Genomic DNA, 21,754 nt, shown 5'->3' on the forward strand with positions numbered 1-21,754 from the left:
AGGATCGCGGACGTGCCCGGCTCGTAGGATCGCGGACGTGCCCGGCTCGTAGGATCGCGGACGTGCCCCGATCCGTACCGCTTGTCCCCGCGCTCACCGCCTGCGCGCTGGCCCTCGCCCTCACCGCGTGCACGGGTTCGGGCGCCCAGGGCACATCCGGCGCTCCCGGCGCTTCCGGCGTGGGCGACCCGTACTTCCCGAACGCGGGCAACGGCGGCTACGACGTCACCCACTACGCCCTGACCCTCGCCTACACCCCCGACACCCACCGCCTGACGGGCACGGCGGAGATCACGGCCCGGGCCACCCACGACCTCTCCGCCTTCGACCTGGACCTGAAAGGCATGCAGGTCAAGTCGCTGACGGTCGCGGGCAGGAAGGCGCGCTGGACCCGCAAGGGCCAGGAGCTGACCGTCCGCCCACCCGCCACCCTCCCCGAGGGCGAGACGTTCCGGACGACGGTCCGCTACTCCGGCACCCCCGAGACGATCACCGACCCCGACGGCTCGGAGGAGGGCTGGCTGCGCACGGCGGACGGCGCGCTGGCACTGGGCGAACCGACGGGCTCGATGGCATGGTTCCCCAGCGACAACCACCCCTCCGACAAGGCGACTTACGACATCACGATCACCGTCCCGAAGGGCCTGCAGGCGGTCTCCAACGGCGAGTTGAGGACGGAGACGACGACGGAGACGACGACGGGCGACGGCAGCGGGGCGACGACGACCTACAGCTGGCGCACCACCCACCCCATGGCGACCTACCTGGCCACGGTCGCGATCGGCCACTACGACATCACCCGCACCACCACGAAGAACGGCCTGCCCGTGTACACGGCGGTGGACCCGCACGAAGCGGCGGCGAGCCGCAAGGTACTGGCTCGGCTCCCGGAGATCATGGAGTGGGAGGAGTACAACTTCGGCTCCTACCCCTTCTCCTCCACCGGCGCGATCGTCGACCGACGGGGCGACGCCGGTTACGCCCTGGAGACCCAGACCCGCCCCTTCTTCCCCGGTGCCCCCGACACCGCCACCCTCGTCCACGAACTCGCCCACCAGTGGTACGGCGACTCCGTCACCCCGAAGACCTGGCGCGACATGTGGCTCAACGAGGGCTTCGCGACGTACGCGGAATGGCTCTGGGACGAGGACCACGACGGTGACACGGCCCAGGAGACCTTCGACGCCCTGTACAAGGGCGACTACTACGACAACAAGGCCGACAGCGAGGCGATCTGGGCCTTCCCCCCGGCCAAGCCGACAAGTGCCGCCCACATCTCCGACAGCCCCGTCTACGAACGCGGCGCGATGGTCCTCCACAAGATCCGCCGGACGGTCGGCGACGCGCGGTTCTACGACATCATCCAGGGCTGGGCAGCCGCGCACCGCTACGGCAACGCGGACACGGCGGACTTCACGGCGTACGTGGAGAAGATGGCGCCGGGCAAGGACTTCGGCGGAATCTGGAAGGACTGGCTGTACGGGGACGGGAAACCGGCGCGGCCCTGACCGACCGGATCGATCCCTCCGCGGTGACCCCTACAACAGCCAGAGGGAGCTTCCAGTCGCGTCCGCGAGTTCCCGGAGGGCACGCTCGCCCGGGTGAGCGGCGGCGAGGCGGATCATGGCGTCGTGCGCGCCCGGCTCGTCATATGACTTCATCGCGACGGTGAGCAGGGCGAGTTGGAGGCCGAGGTCATAGGGGATGTGCTCGCCCGAGGCGAGGCGGCCGATGCCCCGCTCGACCGTGGCGTCGATCTCGTCCTGAGCGGCTTCGACGATCTCGCGGGACAGCAGAGAGGAGATGTGCCGGTCGAACTGGAAACGGTCCGCGAGCGAGATCAGAGCGCGCGCCGCCTCGATCCGTAGCTCGGCACTGTCGCGTTCGTCGACCATGTCCCTGCTGGCTCCGACCGCGTCGGCGAGCTGGCCGAAGGTGTCGTCCTGGCTGAAGAACCGGTCGGCGGACTGACCGCGCCAGACCACGTCGTCGGGGGCGGCGGCTGCCCGCAGGACGGTGTCGTAGCCGAGCGGATCGGCCCAGCTGGTGAGTGCGCAGCAGGCGAGGAGGCGGGCGGCGGGGTCGGCGGTGGTGTCCTGGAGGATCGCGGTCAGGCCGGGGGTGCGTTCCAGATAACCGTCGTCGTCCAGAGCGTCGGCGATCACGTCGTCGGGGTCCGCCGGGTTGCCGTCGAAGTCGGTGTAGAGCAGGGCCCGCAGCTCGGGGCTGGGCTGCCAGCGGTCCTTGGTGTCGGCCATGGGATCTGCTCTTTCCTACGATCCGGAGGTGGGGAACGGTCCGGTGACGTACTCCTTGGGGACGGTCCCGCTGATCAGCCACTCGCCGTCGCGGCGGGTGTTGAGCAGGGCCATGACCCGGTCCAGAACCTTACGTGACTTGCCCTTGCTCAGCCCGAGTCCGTCGACGAAGTCGGATGCCTGGTCGGTTTCACCGGCACGGAGTGTGCCGGGCACGTCGATCTCGCGTCCGGCGACCTTGTCGATCTCGTCGTTGATGGACCGCTGGACCTGTTCCGGGCTCAGGATCCGGACTCCTTGGACCTTGCCCGCGTCGATGTCCTGCTGGAGCCGCTGGTAGTCGACGCGGATCTCCTCGTTGCCGTAGACCTTCCCGGTGCCGTCCTGCGGGGCGAAGGAGGTGTACTGGCTGGACTCCTTGGCGGCCTTGTTCTTGCCGCCGAGGACGTGCTGGAGCGGGGTGATCTCGCCGTCCGGATCGGCGGGGACGATGCCGACGTCCGGGTCGAACCGGGACTTCTTCAGGCCGAACGGATTGTGTGTCGCGCTGAAGTCGTCGTCCTGGCGGATCAGCTTGGGCGCCTCGTCGGCGATCGAGTCGAGGTCGAGCGCTCCGGGCACGGCGGCCCGCGCTCCCGGCAGTGTCAGCCCGTCGAAGAGGGTTCCGAAGCCGCCGGCCTCGGTCGCGGCCCGGACGGTGCCCGCGCCCGCGCCGAACATCCCGCCGAACGCCATGCCGTAGAGGGCCGAGTCGTTCGCCTCGTCGAGGCTGAAGCCCTTGCTCTCGCCGGTGGCGATCGCGACCGGCTGGGCGACGGCGAGGTCCACGGTCACCGACTCGATGCCGCCGAGCGCGGCGGTGGCGAGGGTGGTGCCCGCGATGGTGGCGACCTCGGTGGAGACGGTCACGCCGAGGGTTCCGGCCATCTCCACGATGCTCGCGGTGGCCGCGGCCGCGGCGCCTTCGGAGATGCCGGCCGTGAAGATGGCGAGGGCGGTTCCGGCGATGATCGTCGCTCCGACGATCTCCAGTTCGTGTTCGAGGTGCTTCGTCGCGGAGTGCACGGCGTCGGCGTACTTGTCGAGGGCCTTGGCCATGTCCCGGGCACCGTCGATCATGTCCTGGAGCCAGCCGTGCCCGTCGTAGTAGTAGCGGCGCCAGAACGGGTCGTCGAAGGCGGAGATCGCCTCGCCCTTGTTGTGCTCGATGATGGAGCGGGCCGACTTGTTCGCGGCGGCGGTGACGTCCTCGATGTCGTCGGCGAAGTCCCGCCACGCCTTGGCCGCGTCACGCAGCCCGTCCTCGTCGGCGGCCGGCCACCACATGCCGGTGACGTCCTGGACGATTTTCTTGGCCTTGTCGGCGACGCTCACCTGCCGTCACCTTCGCTCTCGCCACCCTTGACGCTGATCCTGCCGAACATGGCGCGGACCAGCTCTTCGTGGTCGATGTGACCGTCCGCCATGTCCGTCATGGCCTCATGGACGCTGGCCAGACCGCCGGAGAGGATCTGCGCCGCATTCTCCAACTGGGTGACGTGCGGGCCGTAGGCCCTGTGGAAGGCGGTGCCCTGTTCGTCGTCGCCCCAGGGAGAACCCGCCGCTCCGAGAGCTGTCCTGAGCTTGGTGAGCGCCTTGGCGAGATCGGTGCTGTGGGTCTGGAAGTGTGGAGCTGTCGCTTTGAGGTCAGCGATCTTGATGTCGAGTATCTCGCCCTTGTCGCCCATGGACGCGTGCTCTCCCCCGTGGTCGGCTCGTCGGCCGTACGACCTTAACCAGACTGTGCGATTCGCAACTGCGTTGAACGCAAAGGCGGGGCAAAGATCCGTTCGGCGGTGAGGGATGCTCGTGGGGAATCCGGCCTGTCTCCCTATCTCCCCTCCCCCTCTCCCTCCCTCTCTTCCCTCTCCTCCAACTCGTCGAGCAGCCCGGCGAGTTCAGCCGGCCACACGGTCTCCGTCGTCCCGCGCAACTCCTCCCGAGTCCACCACCGCCAGGCTCGGATGCCGTCCTCGGCATGGGCGGCGGGAAGGTCGGGGCCGGTGGGTTCGCGGTGGGGGCCGTGGGTGACGTAGATGCGCTCGTGCTGGTGGACGGGGGTGCCGGAGACGGTGAAGTCGGCCTCCCTGGTGGTCAGCAGGGGGCCGGGCGCGAGGTCGGTCCAGCCGGTCTCCTCGTGCAGTTCGCGCAGGGCACCCTCGCGCGGGGTCTCGTCCCCTTCGAGGCCGCCGCCGGGGAGGGCCCAGAAGCCGCCGCTCTCGGAGTCGTCGTAGCGGAAGAGGAAGACGGAACCGGTGGGGTCGAGCACGGCGACGCGGGCGGCGTGCCGGGGTGTGCGGAGCTGTTTGCGCAACACGGTGCAGGGGCGGCCGAGTTGGCGGTCCTGGCGGTGGTCGATGACGTCGTAGCCGAGGGCGGTCCAGAAGGCGAGGCCCTGCGGGTTGTTGTCAAGGACGGCGAGGCGTAGGGCGGTTCGGCCGGACTCGCGGAAGCGGTTCTCGACGAGGGACGCCAACTGCCGTCCGTGGCCCTGTTGTTGCTGAGCGGCGTCGATCATCAGCAGGCCGATCCAGGGGTCGTCGTCGGCCGGGTCGGGATGCGCCCCGAGAGTGATCGCGATCCCCACGAGCCGCCCTGCGCTGCGGGCGAGCAGTACCTCCGTGTTCGGATCGGCCAACTCGTCGGCCAGCGCGGTCGCCACCTGCTCGGGCCGGATGTCCTCCGGGTCCGGGAAGTCACCGCTCAGGGCGTGGAACGCGTGGTTCGAGGCGTAGAGGGCGGTCAGCTCGGTGAGAAGCTCGCCGGGGAGGGCGCCGGCCTCGGTCGGCGTGAGCGGTTCGAGGAACATGAGGGCACGCTAGCGGGCGGGGGCTCCGCCGAGCTCGAACCAGATGTGTTCGGCCGGGGTGCCGTGGGCGGTGGCGCCGCGCCGCACGCCCCAGTCCCGGGCGAGGCCGGTGAGCAGGAGCAGGCCTCTCCCGTTCTCGTCGTACGCGTCGCCGGGTTTCTGTTCGGGGTCCGCGTCGAGGGCGTCGTCGTAGACCGAGACGCGTAAGCGGTCGTGGCGCAGGACGACTTCGAGGCGTACGGCCAGGGAATCGGTGTGACCACCGGCATCGTTGAAGAGCGACCCCCGGCGACGTACCGGTCCGAGCGTCACCAGGGTCGCAACCCGTATCGGACCGGTCAGGGGCGCAGCAGCGTGCCGGCGGCCTCCTCCAGGAGGGCTATGGCCAGGAGTTCGCCGTCCACGGGTCCGAAGCGCTCGAGAGCCTGCCGGTGGATGCGCAATACCGTGTCGGCCAACTCGTGCGGGGTGCCGAGGGTTTGGGCTTCACCGGCGATGACCTCCAGCTGGTCGTGGATGCGGTCGAGCCCGTAGGAGCGGAGGTAGTCCCCGGCGAACAGCGCCGACAGGTCCCGGCGGATGAAGTCGCTCCCCGCCGCACTGTCCGCCAGCGTGTCCCGCAGGGCCGTGAGGTCTATGCCGGCTCGGCGTCCGAGCAGAAGGGCCTCGGCGGTTGCCGTGGCCTGCCCGAACCAGAGGAGGTTGATGAGGAGTTTCGTCGTGTAGCCGGTTCCGGGGCCGCCCATGTGGCGGATCCGGTCCGATGTCGTCACGGCCTCCAGCAGCGGCCCGCACCGGTCGAGGACTTCGGCGGAACCGCCCACGAACAGCCGCACGCGCCCGTGTTCGGCGTCGTCGGGGCTGCCGCCCATCGGCGCTTCGAGGACATCGACGCCGTGGGCGCCGGCGCGTTCGCGCAACTCCCGCGCGGCTGCGGGGGAGTTGCTCGTCATGTCGATCCACACCGCCCCAGGGGCCAGGGCGGCGAACACGGCTTCCGGAAGAGCTGCCGCCGCCTCGTCGGGGCCAGGAACCACGGTGACCAGGACGTCCGCCCCGGCCGCGGCCGTCGTGACGGACGGCGCCCAGTCCGCGCCCAACGAACGCACCGCTTCTTCCCGTTCGGGACGCAGATCGGAAACGGTCACCGCGTGACCCGCCGAAACGAAGCGTCCGCACAGAGGTGTCCCCATGCGGCCGGCACCGACGAGGGCTATGCGCGAGGGCAAGGGCAGCAAGGGCACAGGAACACCGCCATGGCAGGAGTCGCGTCTGTCGTTTCCCGTCGGCGTGCGCGAAAGGCCGCCGCCGGCGGGTCACTTGGAGACACTATCGATCACCGAGGGAAGACGAAGACGCCGTGGGTGATCGTCCCGGTCCGGCCTTCAGCCGCCGACGGGGCCGGTGTAGGTGCCGGGATGCGTGGCGCCGTCCTGGAGCAGGACGCTGCCGCCGGGCCAGGTCAGGGTGGCCGAGGTGGTCTCGTTCGGCGGGGTGACGACGACGGACGTGGCCTTGAACTCGGTGCCGCTGCCCTGGGTCCACGGCAGGAAGGTGATGGTGAACGTCGCGCTGCTGCCGGCGGCCAGGGTGACCTTCTGGGGCGTTGCACTGCTGCGGGTCAGTGACCAGCTTCCCCCGGAGGACTTCAGGTCGACCCCGGGGAAGCCCTGGACGGTGCACGCGGCGGACGTCTTGTTCTTCAGTACCACGGCCAGGTGCTGCTGGTCGTCCGAGCTGCTGATCTTGCCGTCGCCGGAGCCGAACGAGAAGCCGAGCCCGGCGGTGTGGCAGCGGCTCGCGCCGGTGCCGGTGCTGGTGCCCGTACCGCCGCTGGTGCTGCTGCCCGTGGCACTGCTGCCGCTTCCACCGGTGCCGCTGCCCGCGTCCTTGGTGTCACCCGCGTTCTCCGCCGAGGCGCCGTCGGCCGCGGTGGCCGAGGACGAGGACGTCGGTGCGGACGACTGGTCGCCCGCGGCGTCGTCGCCACTGCCGTTCCCGCAGGCGGTGAGCGCCAGGGCGAGCGCGGATGTGGCGGCGAGTGCCGTGGCGGCGTGGAGCAGACGCATCGTGGTGCTTCTCCGTTGGATAAGGGGCGCCGACGAGCGCCGTGTTGATCACCACGGTACGAGTGAATTCTCAACAGACCTGTAACTGAGGTGTCCTGACGTCGCATCAGGATTCAAGCCCCGGGCCCTCGTTCGGAAGGACGCCGCGCTCAGTGCGCGTGCACCGACCCCCACGCGAAGTTCTGTCCGAACCCGGTGCCCGAACCGCCCGTGTACACCTGGTCCGTGGCGTAGTACGTCGCCTTCACGTCCGCGTTCGAGTTGATGGCCGTCTTGGTCAGGCCGGAGCCCCAGATGCTCCAGATCACCCACGGGCTGCGGGTCAGCGCGTTCGAACCCGCCGCCGTGATCGGCACGTTGTACGACTCGGCGAGCATCCGCGGCTTCGCGTAGTCGACCAGCCCCGTGTAGTACACGTGCGTGAGGTCCGAGGTGGACGGGCTGTAGTCGTCGACGCCGACGACGTCGACGAGGTCGGACCCGGGGTAGTAGTCCCACGGGACGTCGTCCCCCTGCGGGTCCCAGGCGTTGGGTGACCAGACGAAGACCAGGTTGTGCAGGCCCTTCGTCTTGACCAGGTAGTCGTACGTGATCCGCCACAGCTTCTTGTAGGAGGCCGGGGTCTTCCCGCCCCACCAGAACCAGTCGCCGTTCATCTCGTGGTACGGCCGGAGGAGCACAGGGATGTCCCATGCGGCGAAGTACGAGAGCGTGGCCGCCAGGAAGCTCAGGTCCGCTAGGAGCGCCCGGTACTCGTCGGTGTCCGACTCCCAGTCGAGCACGCGGTCGAACCATGCCTGGTCGGTGGTGAGTGTCGCCACCGGATAGGAGTCGACACCGCCCGGGTGCTGGCCCGCGACCTGGGTGAGGACCCGGCTCCAGGACTTCACCGCGGAACCCGGGTACGGCTGGTGGAAGCTCATGCCCACGATGCCGGAGGCCGCGCCGCCGTTGGTGAGGGACGCGGTGGTGCCGTCGAGCCGGACCATGGTGCCGTCCGGGTTGTAACTGCCGTCTGCCGCGCGCGGCAGACCCTTCCACACACCGAAGGCGAGGTCGACGGCGTCGTCCGCGTACTGCCACCACCGCACCCCCGTCGGCAGCCCCAGCGGCCGGTTGTAGGACCGGTCGCCGTACGTCCCCCAGCCGGTCGCGCCGTACCCGGGACCGAGGTCGATCTCGACGAAGCCGGACAGCTTGCCGGTGATGTCCGCGGCCTTCTTGTAGTAGTAGCCGGAGAACGTTGTGCCGCCCGTGTCCCCGTAACTCGTGTTGTACAGCTCCTGCTGGGTCTCGATGTGCTGCCCGATGATCGTCATCGGGTTGGTCCCGGAGCGCGCCGCGTTCTCCAGCGACACCAACTGGCCATAGACCTTCTGCGCGTTCGCCGACGCCGACGGGTCCCGGCCCGTCAGTGTCGGAGAGATGAGCGGCGAGGCCGCCCGTGCCACTCCCGGTACGGCGGACGCGGCGACCGTGGCGCCGAGGGCGGTGACGAACGTACGTCTTCGCAAGGCTCAACCTCCGGGTGAGGAACGGATCTTCACCAGGTTATGACCCTCCTAGTTATGACCCTCCTATCGGAACGGGATGTTCAGCCAGGGACTCCCCGCCTCCGACATGAGGATCCGGTGCGCGGCGACCATGTCCTGGTACCAGGGGCCGAACTCCTCCTCGTCGAAGTGCAGGCAGCGGCCGAGGATGTAGCCGGCGGAGAAGTCCGGCCAGGAGCGGTGGGCGAGGGCGGCGGCGCGGCCCGCGCGGACGAGGGCGGACTCGGTCTCCGCCAGGGTGCAGAAGCGGGCGCCGAGGCCCCAGCGGGCCATCTTCGAGGCGCGGCCCAGGTCCCAGGCCTCGACCGAGGTGACGTAGCGGTTCTCGTCGAGGATGCCGTCGGCGCGCATCCGGGCCTCGTAGCGGGTGATGCGGCCGATGAGGCGTTGTACGCCCTCGACGCGGGCCTCGGTCTCCGACGCGGGGCGTGGGTCGGTCTTGGTGACGCCGTCCTCGGTGATCACCGTGGTGCCCTCGGAGTTGGCGCGGATGACGGTGGCGACGGCCTGGCGCCAGTAGCCGGTGTCGACGTGGCCGCCGAAGTCACGGGCGATCGTGCGGCGCAGGCTCAGCGCGAACTCCCATACGGAGCTGGAGGCTTCGGCGGCGAGCAGGTTGCGCAGATGGTGCTGCCACTCGGCGCGGGTGGTGATCCCCCACCACTCGCGCAGCCGCCGGCGCTCGCCGTCGTAGCCGTGTCCGTGCCAGGCCGGCGCGTTCCACAGGGAACCGTTGTTGACGCAGAGGAGGGCTCCGCAGGCCAGGCCGTGGGCGACGGGGCCGTGGAGCGCGCCGCCGACGTGGAGGGCGCGCAGCCGCATGGAGGTGGAGGGGGTGCCGATGTGTTCCGCCGCGCGCGACCAGTCCGTCGTGCCCGGCGGGCCGTAGGGCAGGGCGAGTTCGCACGGGGAGCCGGGGTTGACGACGACGGCGGGCGGGCAGCGCGGGTTCCAGGCGTCCGCGATCCAGCGCAGGGAGGCGCGCGAGTACACCACGTCGGGGCGCGGCGCGGGCAGCATGCCGTCGGTGAACAGCTCCCAGCGCTCGGTGCCGTCGCGCGGGTCGCGGACGAACGTGCGGTGGACGCGGTCGGGTTGGGCGTCGTAGGCCTCGCGCGACATCACGTAGTAGAGGCGGACCCGGGCGAGCACGGCGTGGTACACGGCCCAGTCGCCGCGCGCCCTGGCCTCGGCCAGTGCGCGCTCGGTCTCGGTCGGCGGGGTCCAGGAGGGCGGTGAAGGAGGCCCGAAACCGGCGGGGGACGGTCCGAACGACATAGGGCTCGCTGTCCTTCCAGGGGGCCAACGGCTGTTGATCCCGGGCACATTGCCATACGGGGCTGAGACCCCCCTGTGGGACCCCCGTGCAGTTCCGTGCCGTCCCCGTGCCCGCGCAGGCCGAAGCCCCCGGCGGCAACCGCAACCAGGGGCTTCGCGCACGGCATTACAAGCGTCGTGGACGTCAGACGTTGACGCCGAAGTCCTGGGCGATGCCGACCAGGCCCGAGGCGTAACCCTGGCCCACCGCGCGGAACTTCCACTCCGCGCCGTTGCGGTACAGCTCGCCGAAGACCATGGCCGTCTCCGTCGCCGCGTCCTCCGAGAGGTCGTAGCGGGCGATCTCGGCGCCGCCGGCCTGGTTCACGATGCGGATGTACGCGTTGCGGACCTGGCCGAAGTTCTGCGAGCGGGTCTCCGCGTCGTAGATCGAGACCGGGAAGACGATCTTCTCGACGTCGGCCGGGAGGCCCGCGAGGTTGACGTTGATCGCCTCGTCGTCGCCCGCGCCCTCGCCCGTGCGGTTGTCACCGGTGTGGACGATGGTCTGGTCCGGGGTCGACTTGTTGTTGAAGAAGATGAAGTGTCCGTCCGAGTAGACCTTGCCCTCGGGGTTGACCGCGATCGCCGAGGCGTCGAGGTCGAAGTCCGTGCCGGTGGTGGTGCGGACGTCCCAGCCGAGGCCTACGGTGACGGCGGTCAGGCCCGGGGCCTCCTTGGTGAGCGAGACGTTGCCACCCTTGGACAGGCTTACAGCCATTGTTGGGAGTCCTTCCCTCGTTGCGGTGCGGGCTTCGTGCTGAGGACGAAGCTACCGGTACCTCTATGAACGCCAAGAGGGGTACCGAAGGTTCCACGTGGCTTTACTTTCTTTACCCGCGACGTCCGGCCGTATTTCGCGTGACGTGGACGGGACAGCTGAGCGACCATGGGGGACATGTCCGGTCCCTATGCCATCCGCGGCTCCGTCTCCCTGCCCGAGGCCGAGCTCATGTGGCGTTTCTCGCGGTCGTCAGGGCCGGGCGGGCAGCACGTCAACACCAGCGACTCCCAGGTGGAGCTGCGCTTCGACCTCGCGAAGACCGAGTCCCTGCCCGAGGTGTGGAAGGCACGCGCGCTGGAGCGCCTCGCCTCCCGGCTCGTCGACGGCGTCGTCACCGTACGGTCCTCCGAGCACCGCTCCCAGTGGCGCAACCGCGAGACCGCCGCCGTACGCCTCGCGGCGCTGCTCGCCGAGGCCACCGCGCCGCCGCCGAAGCCGCGCCGGGCGACCCGTATTCCGCGCGGTATCAATGAACGCCGGTTGCGGGAGAAGAAGGCGCGCTCCGACACCAAGCGGGGGCGGACCGGGCGCGACTGGGGGTAATCCCGGCACCGCTTGTCACATCCTCGGCCGGTGTTGTCACATCCTCGGCCCGTGCTCCGTCGTACCGGTGACGACGGACCGCGACGAGGAGTGTTTACCCGTGGGTGACTTCGAATTCCCCCGACAATTCCCCCGACGACAGGACGGTGAATTTCTCGCCGCCCGATTTGAATCCCATCGCCCCCGTCTCCGCGCGGTCGCCCACCGCATGCTCGGCTCGGCCGCCGAGGCCGACGACGCCGTGCAGGAGGCCTGGTTCCGGCTGAGCCGAGCGGACGCGGACAAGGTGGAGAACCTCGGGGGCTGGCTCACCACCGTCGTCGGCCGGGTCTGCCTCGACATGCTGCGCTCCCGCAAGTCCCGCGCCGAGGAACCCCTCGACATCGGTACGCCCGTCCCGGCCACCGCGCCCGACCCCGAACAGGACGCCCTGCTCGCCGATTCCGTGGGCGTCGCGCTGCTCGTAGTCCTGGAGACCCTCACGCCCGCCGAGCGGCTCGCGTTCGTGCTGCACGATCTGTTCGCCGTGCCGTTCGAGGAGATCGCGTCCATCGTCGGCCGTACGCCCACGGCGGCACGGCAGTTGGCGAGCCGGGCCCGGCGCCGGGTGCAGGGCGCTCCCGCGCCGGACGCGGATCTCGTACGGCAACGGGCGGTCGCCGACGCGTTCCTCGCCGCCGTGCGCGAGGGCGACTTCGACGCGCTGGTGAAGGTGCTCGACCCGGACGTCGTCGCCCGCTCCGAGGGCGCCGTGACCGCGGGTGCCGCCGCCGTGGCGACCGGTGCGACGAGCTTCGCGCACTTCGCCGCCCTCGCACGGCCCGCCCTGGTGGACGGCGCCACCGGCATCGCCCTGATCGTCGACGGGCGCCCCGAACGCACCCTGACCTTCACGTTCGTGGGCGACCGTATCGCCGTGATCGACATCGTGACGGACCCGGAGAAGGTGGCGTCGCTGGACGTCCAGCTGGTCTGAGGGGCGGCCAAAGCCTGTGAAGCGGGGCTACGACAGCTCCAGCACCCCGACCGTCTCGCCCTCGCTCAGCTCGCCGTTGGGCCGGAAACCCAGGCCCAGGTAGAACTCCGCCGGGCCGGACTCGCCCTCGTGCCAGGTGACGTACAGCTCCTTGCCGCCCCGGCGGCGGATCTCCGCGGCGACGGACTCCACGGCGAACCGGCCGTAGCCGCGGCCCTGTTGGTCCGCCGCGATGTTCAGGCGCCACAGGCCGGAACGGATGACGGTGCCGTCCAGGTTCCAGTCGATGTCGAAGAAGGCCATGACGAATCCGACGGGGCGGTCCTCGTCGACGATCAGGCGGGGCCAGGCGGTGCCGGGATGGACGTAGGCCTCGGCGAGGGACTTCACGACGGGGGTGACCGCGAACTCCTGGTCGGGGCGGACCTGTATGCCCACGGCGGCGTCGAGGTTGGCCGGGGTGATCTCTTCGAGGCGGGGCCCGGCGGCGATGATCGTCGTCATGCGCGCACAGTAAACGGTCGGGTCACGGGTGGGCGACAGAATTGGCCAGCGTCGCCATCACCCCAACTGCCGGTATCTGCCCCGGAAATAGGACAGCGGGCCGCCCTCCGCGCTGCCCACCTCCGCCGTCAGGACGCGGCCGATGACCAGCGTGTGGTCCCCGGCCGGAATCCGCTGTTCCGTACGGCACTCGAGGGTGGCGAGGGCGCCGCGGACCAGGGGCGCGCCGGACGCCTCCCCGTGGGCGTAGGGGATGTCGTCGAACAGCAGCCGGTCGCTGATGCGGCCCTTCATCGCGAAGCGGCCGGCGATGTGGCGCTGGCTCTCGGAGAGGACGGAGACGGCCCACAGGGGCTGTTCGTCGAGGAGGTCGTCCATGCGGGAGCCGTTGCGGAGGCTGACCAGGACCAGCGGCGGGTCCAGGGAGACAGACATGAAGGCGGTCGCCGTCATGCCCACGTCCTCGCCGACCGGCGCCTGGGGGTCGTCCGGGTCGTACGGCTCCTCGTGCGCGGTCACCAGGACCACGCCCGCGGCCAGCCGGGCGAGGGCGGCGCGGAACTCGTCGTTGCTCACCCCCACAGCATGCCCGGAGGGATCGACCTTGGTGGTTGACGCGGTGTTCAGCACGCCCGAAACGCTATTCTCCGACGTCCGCGCACCGCATCGGACCTCGGTCCCAACAGGGTCCTAGGACCAATGGACCACGCGGCGGAACATCGTCGTGCATCATGTCCACACACCCGCACAGTTTGCGTTCAGTTAACGCACAGGGAAAATGCAGAAACTCCACTCAATTGTTCATCTTCTGCTGTGACTTGAGTCACAAGGGGTAGTAATTGTTGACCCTGTGTACCGAGTGGGCAGCGCGCTGTGATTCAGTGGCGGGGAAGATGACCCTTGATTCGCTGCGAGGTCTCGGGGGGAGGGCGAGTATGGAGACCGAGTCGGAACCCTACGTCCGTCTTGCGACCCTGCGACAACTGCACACGGTCATGGCGGACATGAACACCGCCCGCAGCCTGGCGGACACCCTGCAGACCGTCGCCGACGGCGTGGTCAACGGCCTTGGGTACGAGCTGGCATGCGTCAACCTCGTCCGCCCCGACGGCGATCTCGTGGTCGCCGCCTTCGCGGGCAACTCCGCCGCCGAGGCACTCATCACCGGCCGGGTCGGCTCGCGCGCCTCCTGGGAGCGCCGCCTCGGCATGGGCGAGGACTGGGGCGACCTGCGGTTCATACCCCACACCGAGGGCTGGGTCCTCGACGAGGACGACGTACCGCAGTGGTACACCGACGGCCCCGCACCCCGCTTCGAGGACGAGTGGCACCCCTCCGACCGGCTCTTCGCCCCCATGTACACGCCCGGCGTCTCCGGCGGCTCGTGCGGCGAACTGATCGGCGTCCTGTCCGTGGACCGGCCGCGCAACGGCCGCCGACCGGGCGCATGGGGCCGTGAAGCGCTCCAGATGTACGCCTTCCAGGCCGCCATCGCGATCAGCAACGCGCGTCTACGTGCGAATATGCAGCGCGCACTTGTCAGGCTCGAACGCGAGCAACAGGCCCTGCGGGCAAGCGAGGAGAGCTTCCGGCAGGCCTTCGAGTACGCCCCCTCCGGCATGGCGATAGCCGAGATGGGCGGCGACCAGCACGGCCGAATACTGCGCAGCAACGACGCCCTGTGCCGCCTCCTGGGCCGTCCCGCCTCCGCGATGCGCCGCTACTCCTTCTCGGACCTCGTCCACCCCGAGGACATAGGCACCCTCCTCAGAACCTCGGCGGAGGGCGGCCGCGCGGAGCTCCGCCTGGGCCGCAGGGACGGCACGTACGTCTGGGTCTCGCTCCGCAACTCCGTCGTCGCCGACGCCGCCGACGGGCCGCGCTTCCTCCTCTCCCATGTCGAGGACATAGAGGACCGCAAGCGCCGCGAGCTGCAGCTCGCCCACCGCGCCGCGCACGACGCGCTGACCGGCCTGCCGAACTCGGCCGAGCTGCGCACCCGCCTCTCCTCCCGCCTCTGTCAGCGCCCGCAGTCCGCGTTCCCCGGCGAGATCGAGTCGATCGACGCCGCGTACGGACATCCGGCCTACGACGCGAACGGCCACGGCTTCGACTTCCGGCCCGGCGCCGACCTCCTCGACGCCTACGACCACCACGTCCACACCATCGCCCCCGAGGGCGAGCGCGACGACGGCACCAAGGGGCTCGCGGTCCTCTTCTGCGACCTCGACGGCTTCAAGTCGATCAACGACCGGTTCGGGCACAACGCGGGCGACGCGGTCCTCATCGAGGTCGCCCGGCGGCTTGGCCGGGCGGTGCGCGACGGTGACACGGTGGCCCGGCTCGGCGGCGACGAGTTCGTCGTCCTGGCCGACGGACTCGGCAAGGCCGACGCCGCCGACCTCGCCGTACGCCTGCGGAACGAGATCATCCAGCCCATCCGGGTCGACGGCCGGGCCATGCGGGTCGGGGCCAGTTTCGGTATCGGCTGGGCTCACTGCGGGATGACGGCGGACGAGGTGTTGAAGTCCGCTGACGAACGGATGTACATCGAGAAACGATCTCGTCCCAAACAACACAGACGTGCGGGATGATCTCCAGGTCAGCGATCTGATGCGATCCGAGTCACCCGTTTGGACGACACAGAGCGGGTAGGCTCGCACTTCACCAGACGTATGAAGCTGACGTTTCTGATCCGCCCCGCACCTGTTGAGGAGTACCTAGGGATGACGCCCGGCAACAACGGCGCGAGCACGCCCGAGGACGACGACCCGTTCGGCTACCTGTACGAGGACGGCCAGGCCGCCGGCGCCCAGCCGCCCTCCGGCGGTGGCTACGGCTACCCGGGTTCGGTCAACCGAGTGCGCCCGGTGGGCGAGCGCCAGTACGGCGGCCAGCAGGCCGCCGCCCCCACCGCCCAGTACCAGCAGCCGTACGGCCAGACCGTCCCGCAACAGCAGCCCTACGGCGCCCAGCCGAACGCGCACTACCAGGCCCCGGAGACCTTCCCCGGCGGCCCGCCCGCAGGCCAGCAGCCCCCGTCGTACAACAACGGCGGCGGTGGCCGAGGCCGCGGCCCCAACACCAAGGGCCTGCTGATCGGCGCGATCGCGGTCGTCGCCGCGGTGGTCATCGGCATCAGCGTGGCGATGATGAACGGCAACGACGACAACAAGAGCGGCGACCAGGCGGGGTCTACGCCTTCGGCTTCGCAGAGTGCTTCGTCGAGTCCGTCCAGCACCAGCTCGGCCTCGACCGCTGGTGAACTGCCGAAGACCGACGCGAAGGCGCTGCGCCTGGAGGGTGGCACCTCTCTGACGTCGGAGATAAAAGGTGCGAAGGCTGACGGTGGGATTTACGTGACCGGCTTCAACCAGGTCGGTGCCAAGGTCACTTGGACGGTCAGCGGCATTGAGAAGTCAGGGGACTTCCGGTTGTACGCGCGGTACAGCGTCCCCGGTGTCGATGCCAATGCGACGCTGTCGGTGAACGGCAAGGCGAACACCCAGCCCATCGGTCTGAAGAACTTCATCGGCTCCCCGAAGGGGAACTATGAAAAGGGCTGGCAGAGCACCTGGGCTCCGGTCAGCCTGACCAAGGGCACAAACGTCATCGAGATCGCCTGCAATCAAGGCAATCAGTGCGACGCGCTCTTCGACCAGCTGTGGCTGACCGACGGATCGTGAGGCGCTTGACGCCGCTGCTGAGAGCCGTAAGCGCGATGCTCCGCCCGTGACGGGCGGAGCATCGTCAGTGCAGCTCAGGCGTGGCCGCCGGTATCACGGCCCGTAGACGGCGATTCCCGTGACGGTGCCGGGATTGTCCGAGTAGGTGCCCGGCTTCAGAGTGATCAGCCGGGTGCCGACATCGCAGCCGGTGCCGGGGGTGATGTGCCAGAACTCGATCTTGTAGGACGTCTGGTTCGAGACGGACTTGGCAGTGTCGAAGGGATAGCAACCGGGCGTCACCGTCATGACGTGCCGGGTTCCGGTCCTGTTCTTCCCCGTCCATCCGCAGACCTTCCCCTTCGGGCAGGTATTGGGATCGGCAGCCGAAGCCGGTGTGGCGAAGATGCCGCCCACCAACACGCCGGCCACAGCGGCCGTCGTCAGGCTCCTTCTGAGCATGCTCATATGAGGTTCCCCCTTGTGTCTTTCGCTGCTGGTCAGTGCAGCGAACGGGTGATCATCTGATCATCCGGCCGGGCGGGAGGGAAAGGGCATTTCTCGGCCAACCTCGATGTCACGCCGCTGTGGCGTCCCCCGTCACCGCGACCCGTCCCAGCAACTCCTCGTACGCCGCCCGGTCGAACTCGCCCGCCACCGGCGCCAGTACGGTCGCCGCCGACAGCGCTACGGCCCGTGCCAGTCGGTCCGGCCACGGCAGGTGTTCCACCAAGCCCGACAGCAGGCCCGCGACCGCCGAGTCGCCGGCGCCGGTCGGGTTGCCGTGTATCCGTGCCGGAGGCGTCGCGTGCCAGGTGCCCTCCGGGGTTGCCGCCAGGAGGCCCTTCGCGCCGAGGGAGGCGACCACCGTGCGGGCGCCCCGGCGTCGCGCGTCCTGCGTCGCGCGCAACGGGTCCTGGGAGCCGGTGAGTTCGGCCAGTTCGTCGGTGTTGGGCTTGAGGATGTCGGGGCGGGCGGCGACTCCCCGGCGCAGTGGTTCGCCGCTGGTGTCGAGGAGGACGGGGACACCGGCCGCTCGTGCGGTGCGGATCAGGCCGGCGTATGCGCCCACCGGCAGCCCCGGTGGGAGGCTTCCGCACAGGGCCACCGCCGACACTCCGCCCAACAACCCCTCGTACGCCTCCTGGAAGGCCGTCCACTCCGCCGAAGTGACCGTCGGGCCGGGCTCGTTGAGTTGAGTCGTGTCACCGGTTCGCTCGTCCACTATCGCTATCGTGCGTCGGGTTGCATCGGCTACCGGGACCAGGGCGTCCCATACGCCTGGGGTGCCGGTGAGTTGGTCCTGGACTACGCGGCCGGTGGCGCCGCCCGTGAAACCGGTGACCGTCACCTCGTGGCCGAGAGCGGCGAGGACCCGGGCCACGTTCAGGCCTTTCCCGCCGGGTCGTTCGATCACCTCGGAGACGCGGTGCGTGCTGTGCGGCCGCAACTCCCGTACCCGGTAGGTGATGTCGAGAGCGGTGTTCAGTGTGACCGTGAGGATCACCCGGTCCGACCTCCCCCGAGTACCGCATGAATGCGCTTGCCGTCTGTTCCGGAGGCTCGATCATGCCAAAGAGACGGCGGTCGGCCCAGCCCAGGACCGGCCACCGTCTCCTGTGAATCCGACGGGATCCGACGAGATTCGTTGAGATTCGTTCAGATCCGATACGGATCAGCCCAGTTGGGGCTCCATCACCCAACTGCCGCGCCGCATCACGCCCTTGACGTCGAACGCGGAGTCCAGCAGTACCAGGTCCGCGTACTTGCCCGGCTCCAGCGAGCCGATCTCGTCGTAACTCCCCAGCAGGATGGCCGGGTTGGCCGAGATCGCCGCGACCACGTCCTCGACCGGCAGCCGGTCGATCGTCACCGCGCGCTTGAAGGCCCGGTCCAGGGTCAGCGTCGAGCCCGCGATCGAACCGCCTTCCACGAGCCGCGCCACCCCCTCGCTCACCTCGACCTCCAACGGGCCGAGCATGTAACGCCCGTCGCCGAAGCCCGCCGCGTCCATCGCGTCCGTGATGAACGCCACCCGGCCCGCGCCCGCGTGATGGAACGCCAACTCCAGTGCCGCCGGGTGGAGATGCGTACCGTCGTTGATCAACTCGACCGTGATGCGGTCGTCCTCGAGCAGCGCCGCGATCGGACCGGGGTCGCGGTGACCGAGCGGCGGCATCGCGTTGAACAGGTGCGTGGCGACCGTCGCGCCCGCGTCGATCGCCTCCACCGTCTGCTCGTACGACGCGTCCGTGTGCCCGATCGCCGCGATGACGCCGTGTTCGGCGAGGAGGCGTACGGAGTCGAGGCCGCCGGGGAGTTCGGTGGCGAGGGTGACCATCTTCGCGTGGCCGCGGGCCGCGTCGACCAGCTTGCGGACGTCCGCGGGGTCGGGCTCGCGGAGCAGCGCCTCGGAGTGCGCGCCCTTGCGGCACGGTGAGATGAACGGGCCCTCGAAGTGGATGCCGGCGAGGTCGCCCTGCTCGGCCAGCTCCGAGAGGAGGCCGGCGCGCTGGGCCAGGAAGTCCATCTCGCCGGTGACTGTCGAGGCGACGAGGGTGGTGGTGCCGTGCAGGCGGTGGGTGTGGATGCCCTTGAGGACGTCCTCGATGGTGCCGGAGGTGAAAGAGGCTCCGCCGCCGCCGTGGTTGTGCAGGTCTACGAAACCCGGGACCAGGGTGAAGCCGGTGACATCGAGTACCTGGGCGTTCTCGGGGGCGGCGCCGGTGATGCGGGTGCCGTCGATGATGAGGCGGCCTTCGCGCACGATGCCGGTCGGGAGGACCACGTTGGCGCCGGAGAGGACGAGGGGCGCGTTGCCGGATGCGGAGTGCGCGTTGAGTGTGGCTGGTCGCGCAGTTCCCCGCGCCCCTGGGGGGGTTGCCATCAGGGCGTTACCTCCGTGCGGTCGGTTGATGTGAGGAGATCCCAGGCCAGTAGCCCGGCACCGAGGCATCCGGCTGTGTCCCCCAGAGCCGCGGGGACGATTGTCGGCAGCTTCTGGAAGGTGATCCGGCCCTGGACCGCCTCCCGCAGTGGTGTGAACAACGTTTCCCCCGCCTCGGCCAGGCCGCCACCGATGATGATCGTGCGGGGGTCCAGGAGGGTGAGGGCGGTGACCAGGCCGTCGGCGAGGGCGTCTACGGCTTCCTGCCAGACCTTTTCCGCGCGAGGGTCCCCGGAAGTGACCGCCTTCGCGCAGTCCGCCGCGTCCGCCCCGGGGGCGCCGGAAACGGCTGCCCACGCCTCGGTCACCGCCGCGGCGGACGCGTACCGCTCCAGGCAGCCGGTCTGGCCGCAGGGGCAGGGGGTGCCGCCGGGGCGTACGACGATGTGGCCGATCTCGCCGGCGAAGCCGTGCGCGCCCGCCTCCACCCGGCCGTCGATGCCGATGGCGCCCGCGATGCCGGTGCCGAGCGGGACGAACAGGAAGCGGTCGGCGCCCTTGCCCGCGCCGATGCGGCCCTCGGCGAGGCCGCCGGTGCGCACGTCGTGGCCGAGGGCGACCGGGACGCCGCCGAGGCGGGCGGCGAGCAGGTCGCGCAGGGGGATGTCGCGCCAGCCCAGGTTGGCCGAGTAGGCGGCGATGCCCCGTTCGGCGTCGACGATGCCGGGGACGGCGACGCCGGCGGCGGACGCGGGCTCGCCGTAGTGCTCCTCGCCGTACGCGCGCAGCTCGGCGGCGAAGCCGAGGATGTGCTCGACGACCACGTCCGGACCGCGCTCGCGGCCGGTCGCCCGGCGGGCCCGGTGGAGCAGCTCGCCGTCCGCCCCCACTAGGGCGGCCTTCATCCCGGTGCCGCCCACGTCGAGGGCGATGACATGTCTCACGGGGGACAGTGTGGCCCGTCTACCCGCAAGAGGTCTAGTCCACTCACGTGGTGTAGACCTTATGGGTTCGCAGAGCGAACGTCACGAGAGCAAAGGTTGGGGATTCAGTAGTGCAGCGGCGCAGGACAGGAATGATCGCGGTGGTGTCCGCACTGGGCATGACGGCGGTCCTCGGCGGCTGTGGCCTCGGCGGGGACTCCGGTGAGGTCACGCTGAGACTCGTCGCCGCCGACTACGGCGACTCCGCGTCGAACAGTTCGCAGAAATACTGGGACGCACTCGTCAAGGCGTACGAGGCGAAGCACTCCGGCGTGAAGATCGACGTCAGTGTGTACTCGTGGAACGAGGTCGACGCCAAGACCAAGGCGATGGTCGACGCGGGCGAGGCGCCCGACATGGCGCAGATCGGGGCGTACGCGGACTACGCGGCGGCGGGCAAGCTGTACTCCACCGCCGACCTGCTCTCCATCCCCGTCGAGGCCGACTTCCTGGAGCCGCTCGCCGACGCCGGGCAGGTCGATCACATCCAGTACGGCATGCCGTTCGCCGCGTCTACGCGCGTCCTCTTCTACAACAAGACCCTCTTCACCGCGGCCGGCCTCACCCCGCCGAAGGACTGGAGCGAGCTGGCCGCCGACGCGGAGGCGCTGAAGGCGCGGGGCGTGAAGTACCCGTTCGCGCTGCCGCTCGGTTCCGAGGAGGCGCAGGCCGAGACGATGCAGTGGCTGCTCGGCGGGGGCGGCGGTTATACCGACGACATCGGCACCTACACCCTCGACTCCACGCAGAACATCTCCGCCCTCACCTGGCTGCGCGACAACCTCGTCGACAAGGGCCTGACCGGTCCCGTGGCACCGGCGAAGCTCAACCGCGCGGACGCGTTCGCCGCCTTCGCGAACGGTGACGTAGGCATGCTCAACGGGCACCCGACCCTCATCCAGCAGGCCGCCAAGAAGGGCGTCAAGTTCGGCACGGTCGCGATGCCGGGGCGCACCGGCAAGGCCAAGACCACGATGGGCGTCGCCGACTGGATGACCGCCTTCAAGCAGAACGGCCACCGCGATCAGATCGGTGACTTCCTCGACTACGTCTACAGCGAGAAGAACGTCCTCGCCTTCTCCCGCGAGTACGACCTCCTTCCCGTGACCAACTCCGCGTCCAAGGAGATGGAGGCGTCCCAGCAGGACCAGGCCCTCAGGCCGTTCCTGCAGGAACTCCCGCTGTCGACCCTCTACCCGGTCGGCAACACCTCCTGGGCCACGGTCAGCGCCGACATCAAGCAGCGGATAGGGCAGGCGGTGTCCGCGAACGGCAGCCCGGCGGGGGTGCTGGGGCAGTTGCAGGCGGCGGCGTCGCTGGCGGAGAGTGGTAAGTAGGGGGAAGGGCCGTTGTCAGTGGCGGGGGTT

Annotated in this window: 22 protein-coding genes; 6 read left to right on the forward strand and 16 right to left on the reverse strand. The window is 69.7% G+C overall.

Features of this window, described 5'->3' with window-relative positions:
- Positions 1-62: 62 nt before the first annotated feature.
- The gene (locus tag OO70_RS20975; RefSeq protein ID WP_043673408.1) at positions 63-1,508 is read left to right on the forward strand and encodes a M1 family metallopeptidase; all 1,446 of its coding nucleotides are present in this window, start codon (positions 63-65) and stop codon (positions 1,506-1,508) included.
- A 30-nt stretch (positions 1,509-1,538) separates the two neighbouring features.
- Here the strand turns inward: OO70_RS20975 and OO70_RS54655 are convergent, their stop codons facing one another.
- The 10 genes from OO70_RS54655 to OO70_RS21025 all read right to left on the reverse strand — a co-directional run bounded on the left by OO70_RS54655 (position 1,539) and on the right by OO70_RS21025 (position 10,766).
- Positions 1,539-2,258, reverse strand: a complete 720-nt coding sequence (locus OO70_RS54655; protein ID WP_051741458.1) for a hypothetical protein — start codon at positions 2,256-2,258, stop codon at positions 1,539-1,541.
- A 15-nt stretch (positions 2,259-2,273) separates the two neighbouring features.
- Positions 2,274-3,632, reverse strand: a complete 1,359-nt coding sequence (locus tag OO70_RS55380) for a WXG100-like domain-containing protein (RefSeq protein WP_043673410.1) — start codon at positions 3,630-3,632, stop codon at positions 2,274-2,276.
- Entirely contained in the window at positions 3,629-3,985 is a 357-nt protein-coding gene (locus OO70_RS20990) for a hypothetical protein (protein WP_043673413.1), read from the reverse strand. Before OO70_RS20990 ends, OO70_RS55380 begins: the two co-directional genes overlap by 4 nt.
- 143 nt (positions 3,986-4,128) lie before the next feature.
- Positions 4,129-5,106 (reverse strand): bifunctional GNAT family N-acetyltransferase/NUDIX hydrolase, encoded by a 978-nt coding sequence (locus OO70_RS20995; protein ID WP_043673416.1) that lies wholly within the window; start codon positions 5,104-5,106, stop codon positions 4,129-4,131.
- 9 nt (positions 5,107-5,115) lie between these two features.
- A complete protein-coding gene (locus OO70_RS54660; RefSeq protein WP_051741459.1) occupies positions 5,116-5,418 on the reverse strand; it encodes a hypothetical protein in 303 nt (100 codons plus the stop codon).
- Between the two features lie 26 nt (positions 5,419-5,444).
- The gene (locus OO70_RS21005) at positions 5,445-6,350 is read right to left on the reverse strand and encodes an NAD(P)-dependent oxidoreductase (protein ID WP_267881226.1); all 906 of its coding nucleotides are present in this window, start codon (positions 6,348-6,350) and stop codon (positions 5,445-5,447) included.
- A gap of 141 nt (positions 6,351-6,491) precedes the next feature.
- The gene (locus OO70_RS21010; protein WP_043673421.1) at positions 6,492-7,175 is read right to left on the reverse strand and encodes a DUF4232 domain-containing protein; all 684 of its coding nucleotides are present in this window, start codon (positions 7,173-7,175) and stop codon (positions 6,492-6,494) included.
- 149 nt (positions 7,176-7,324) lie between these two features.
- Entirely contained in the window at positions 7,325-8,689 is a 1,365-nt protein-coding gene (locus OO70_RS51285; RefSeq protein WP_051741460.1) for a glycoside hydrolase family 26 protein, read from the reverse strand.
- Between the two features lie 63 nt (positions 8,690-8,752).
- Positions 8,753-10,006, reverse strand: a complete 1,254-nt coding sequence (locus tag OO70_RS21020; RefSeq protein WP_043673425.1) for a DUF1266 domain-containing protein — start codon at positions 10,004-10,006, stop codon at positions 8,753-8,755.
- A gap of 184 nt (positions 10,007-10,190) precedes the next feature.
- Positions 10,191-10,766 (reverse strand): TerD family protein, encoded by a 576-nt coding sequence (locus tag OO70_RS21025; protein WP_019057183.1) that lies wholly within the window; start codon positions 10,764-10,766, stop codon positions 10,191-10,193.
- A gap of 168 nt (positions 10,767-10,934) precedes the next feature.
- On the opposite strand from OO70_RS21025, the gene arfB reads away from it, so the two are divergent.
- Together arfB and OO70_RS21035 are read left to right on the forward strand one after the other, a co-directional pair.
- Positions 10,935-11,372, forward strand: a complete 438-nt coding sequence (arfB, locus tag OO70_RS21030) for an alternative ribosome rescue aminoacyl-tRNA hydrolase ArfB (protein ID WP_043673428.1) — start codon at positions 10,935-10,937, stop codon at positions 11,370-11,372.
- A 100-nt stretch (positions 11,373-11,472) separates the two neighbouring features.
- Complete coding sequence (locus OO70_RS21035) at positions 11,473-12,348, forward strand: sigma-70 family RNA polymerase sigma factor (protein ID WP_106971720.1); 876 nt, start codon at positions 11,473-11,475, stop codon at positions 12,346-12,348.
- Between the two features lie 27 nt (positions 12,349-12,375).
- On the opposite strand, the gene OO70_RS21040 is transcribed toward OO70_RS21035, so the two are convergent.
- Both OO70_RS21040 and OO70_RS21045 read right to left on the reverse strand, forming a co-directional pair.
- A complete protein-coding gene (locus OO70_RS21040) occupies positions 12,376-12,852 on the reverse strand; it encodes a GNAT family N-acetyltransferase (protein WP_043673430.1) in 477 nt (158 codons plus the stop codon).
- Between the two features lie 57 nt (positions 12,853-12,909).
- On the reverse strand, positions 12,910-13,482 hold the full coding sequence (locus OO70_RS21045; protein WP_043673433.1) for a flavin reductase family protein: 573 nt from the start codon (positions 13,480-13,482) through the stop codon (positions 12,910-12,912).
- 305 nt (positions 13,483-13,787) lie between these two features.
- On the opposite strand from OO70_RS21045, the gene cdgB reads away from it, so the two are divergent.
- Together cdgB and OO70_RS21055 are read left to right on the forward strand one after the other, a co-directional pair.
- A complete protein-coding gene (cdgB, locus tag OO70_RS21050) occupies positions 13,788-15,446 on the forward strand; it encodes a diguanylate cyclase CdgB (RefSeq protein ID WP_043673436.1) in 1,659 nt (552 codons plus the stop codon).
- Between the two features lie 132 nt (positions 15,447-15,578).
- Entirely contained in the window at positions 15,579-16,538 is a 960-nt protein-coding gene (locus tag OO70_RS21055; RefSeq protein WP_043673439.1) for a carbohydrate-binding protein, read from the forward strand.
- 93 nt (positions 16,539-16,631) lie between these two features.
- Here OO70_RS21055 and OO70_RS21060 read toward each other — a convergent pair whose 3' ends face one another.
- The 4 genes from OO70_RS21060 to OO70_RS21075 all read right to left on the reverse strand — a co-directional run bounded on the left by OO70_RS21060 (position 16,632) and on the right by OO70_RS21075 (position 20,348).
- A complete protein-coding gene (locus OO70_RS21060; RefSeq protein ID WP_078651483.1) occupies positions 16,632-16,985 on the reverse strand; it encodes a peptidase inhibitor family I36 protein in 354 nt (117 codons plus the stop codon).
- A 109-nt stretch (positions 16,986-17,094) separates the two neighbouring features.
- A complete protein-coding gene (locus OO70_RS21065) occupies positions 17,095-18,024 on the reverse strand; it encodes a 1-phosphofructokinase family hexose kinase (protein WP_043673445.1) in 930 nt (309 codons plus the stop codon).
- Positions 18,025-18,192: 168 nt separating this feature from the next.
- The gene (gene nagA / locus OO70_RS21070) at positions 18,193-19,404 is read right to left on the reverse strand and encodes an N-acetylglucosamine-6-phosphate deacetylase (RefSeq protein ID WP_199827364.1); all 1,212 of its coding nucleotides are present in this window, start codon (positions 19,402-19,404) and stop codon (positions 18,193-18,195) included.
- The gene (locus OO70_RS21075; RefSeq protein WP_043673448.1) at positions 19,404-20,348 is read right to left on the reverse strand and encodes an ROK family protein; all 945 of its coding nucleotides are present in this window, start codon (positions 20,346-20,348) and stop codon (positions 19,404-19,406) included. Before OO70_RS21075 ends, nagA begins: the two co-directional genes overlap by 1 nt.
- A 110-nt stretch (positions 20,349-20,458) precedes the next feature.
- Between OO70_RS21075 and OO70_RS21080 the strand changes: the two genes are divergently transcribed.
- Positions 20,459-21,724, forward strand: coding sequence for an ABC transporter substrate-binding protein (locus tag OO70_RS21080; protein WP_456113476.1), 1,266 nt, complete (start codon positions 20,459-20,461; stop codon positions 21,722-21,724).
- Positions 21,725-21,754 lie beyond the last annotated feature (30 nt).

The organism is Streptomyces xylophagus (assembly GCF_000716435.1).
In the GTDB taxonomy this organism is placed as follows: domain Bacteria; phylum Actinomycetota; class Actinomycetes; order Streptomycetales; family Streptomycetaceae; genus Streptomyces; species Streptomyces xylophagus.

Excerpts from the sequence above, each read along its gene's own strand:
- OO70_RS54655 (WP_051741458.1), bottom strand. The coding sequence starts at position 2,258 with ATGGCCGACACCAAGGACCGCTGGCAGCCCAGCCCCGAGCTGCGGGCC.
- OO70_RS20990 (WP_043673413.1), bottom strand. The coding sequence starts at position 3,985 with ATGGGCGACAAGGGCGAGATACTCGACATCAAGATCGCTGACCTCAAA.
- OO70_RS20995 (WP_043673416.1), bottom strand. The coding sequence starts at position 5,106 with ATGTTCCTCGAACCGCTCACGCCGACCGAGGCCGGCGCCCTCCCCGGC.
- OO70_RS21010 (WP_043673421.1), bottom strand. The coding sequence starts at position 7,175 with ATGCGTCTGCTCCACGCCGCCACGGCACTCGCCGCCACATCCGCGCTC.
- OO70_RS21020 (WP_043673425.1), bottom strand. The coding sequence starts at position 10,006 with ATGTCGTTCGGACCGTCCCCCGCCGGTTTCGGGCCTCCTTCACCGCCC.
- OO70_RS21025 (WP_019057183.1), bottom strand. The coding sequence starts at position 10,766 with ATGGCTGTAAGCCTGTCCAAGGGTGGCAACGTCTCGCTCACCAAGGAG.
- arfB (WP_043673428.1), top strand. The coding sequence starts at position 10,935 with ATGGGGGACATGTCCGGTCCCTATGCCATCCGCGGCTCCGTCTCCCTG.
- OO70_RS21040 (WP_043673430.1), bottom strand. The coding sequence starts at position 12,852 with ATGACGACGATCATCGCCGCCGGGCCCCGCCTCGAAGAGATCACCCCG.
- cdgB (WP_043673436.1), top strand. The coding sequence starts at position 13,788 with ATGGAGACCGAGTCGGAACCCTACGTCCGTCTTGCGACCCTGCGACAA.
- OO70_RS21055 (WP_043673439.1), top strand. The coding sequence starts at position 15,579 with ATGACGCCCGGCAACAACGGCGCGAGCACGCCCGAGGACGACGACCCG.
- OO70_RS21060 (WP_078651483.1), bottom strand. The coding sequence starts at position 16,985 with ATGAGCATGCTCAGAAGGAGCCTGACGACGGCCGCTGTGGCCGGCGTG.
- nagA (WP_199827364.1), bottom strand. The coding sequence starts at position 19,404 with ATGGCAACCCCCCCAGGGGCGCGGGGAACTGCGCGACCAGCCACACTC.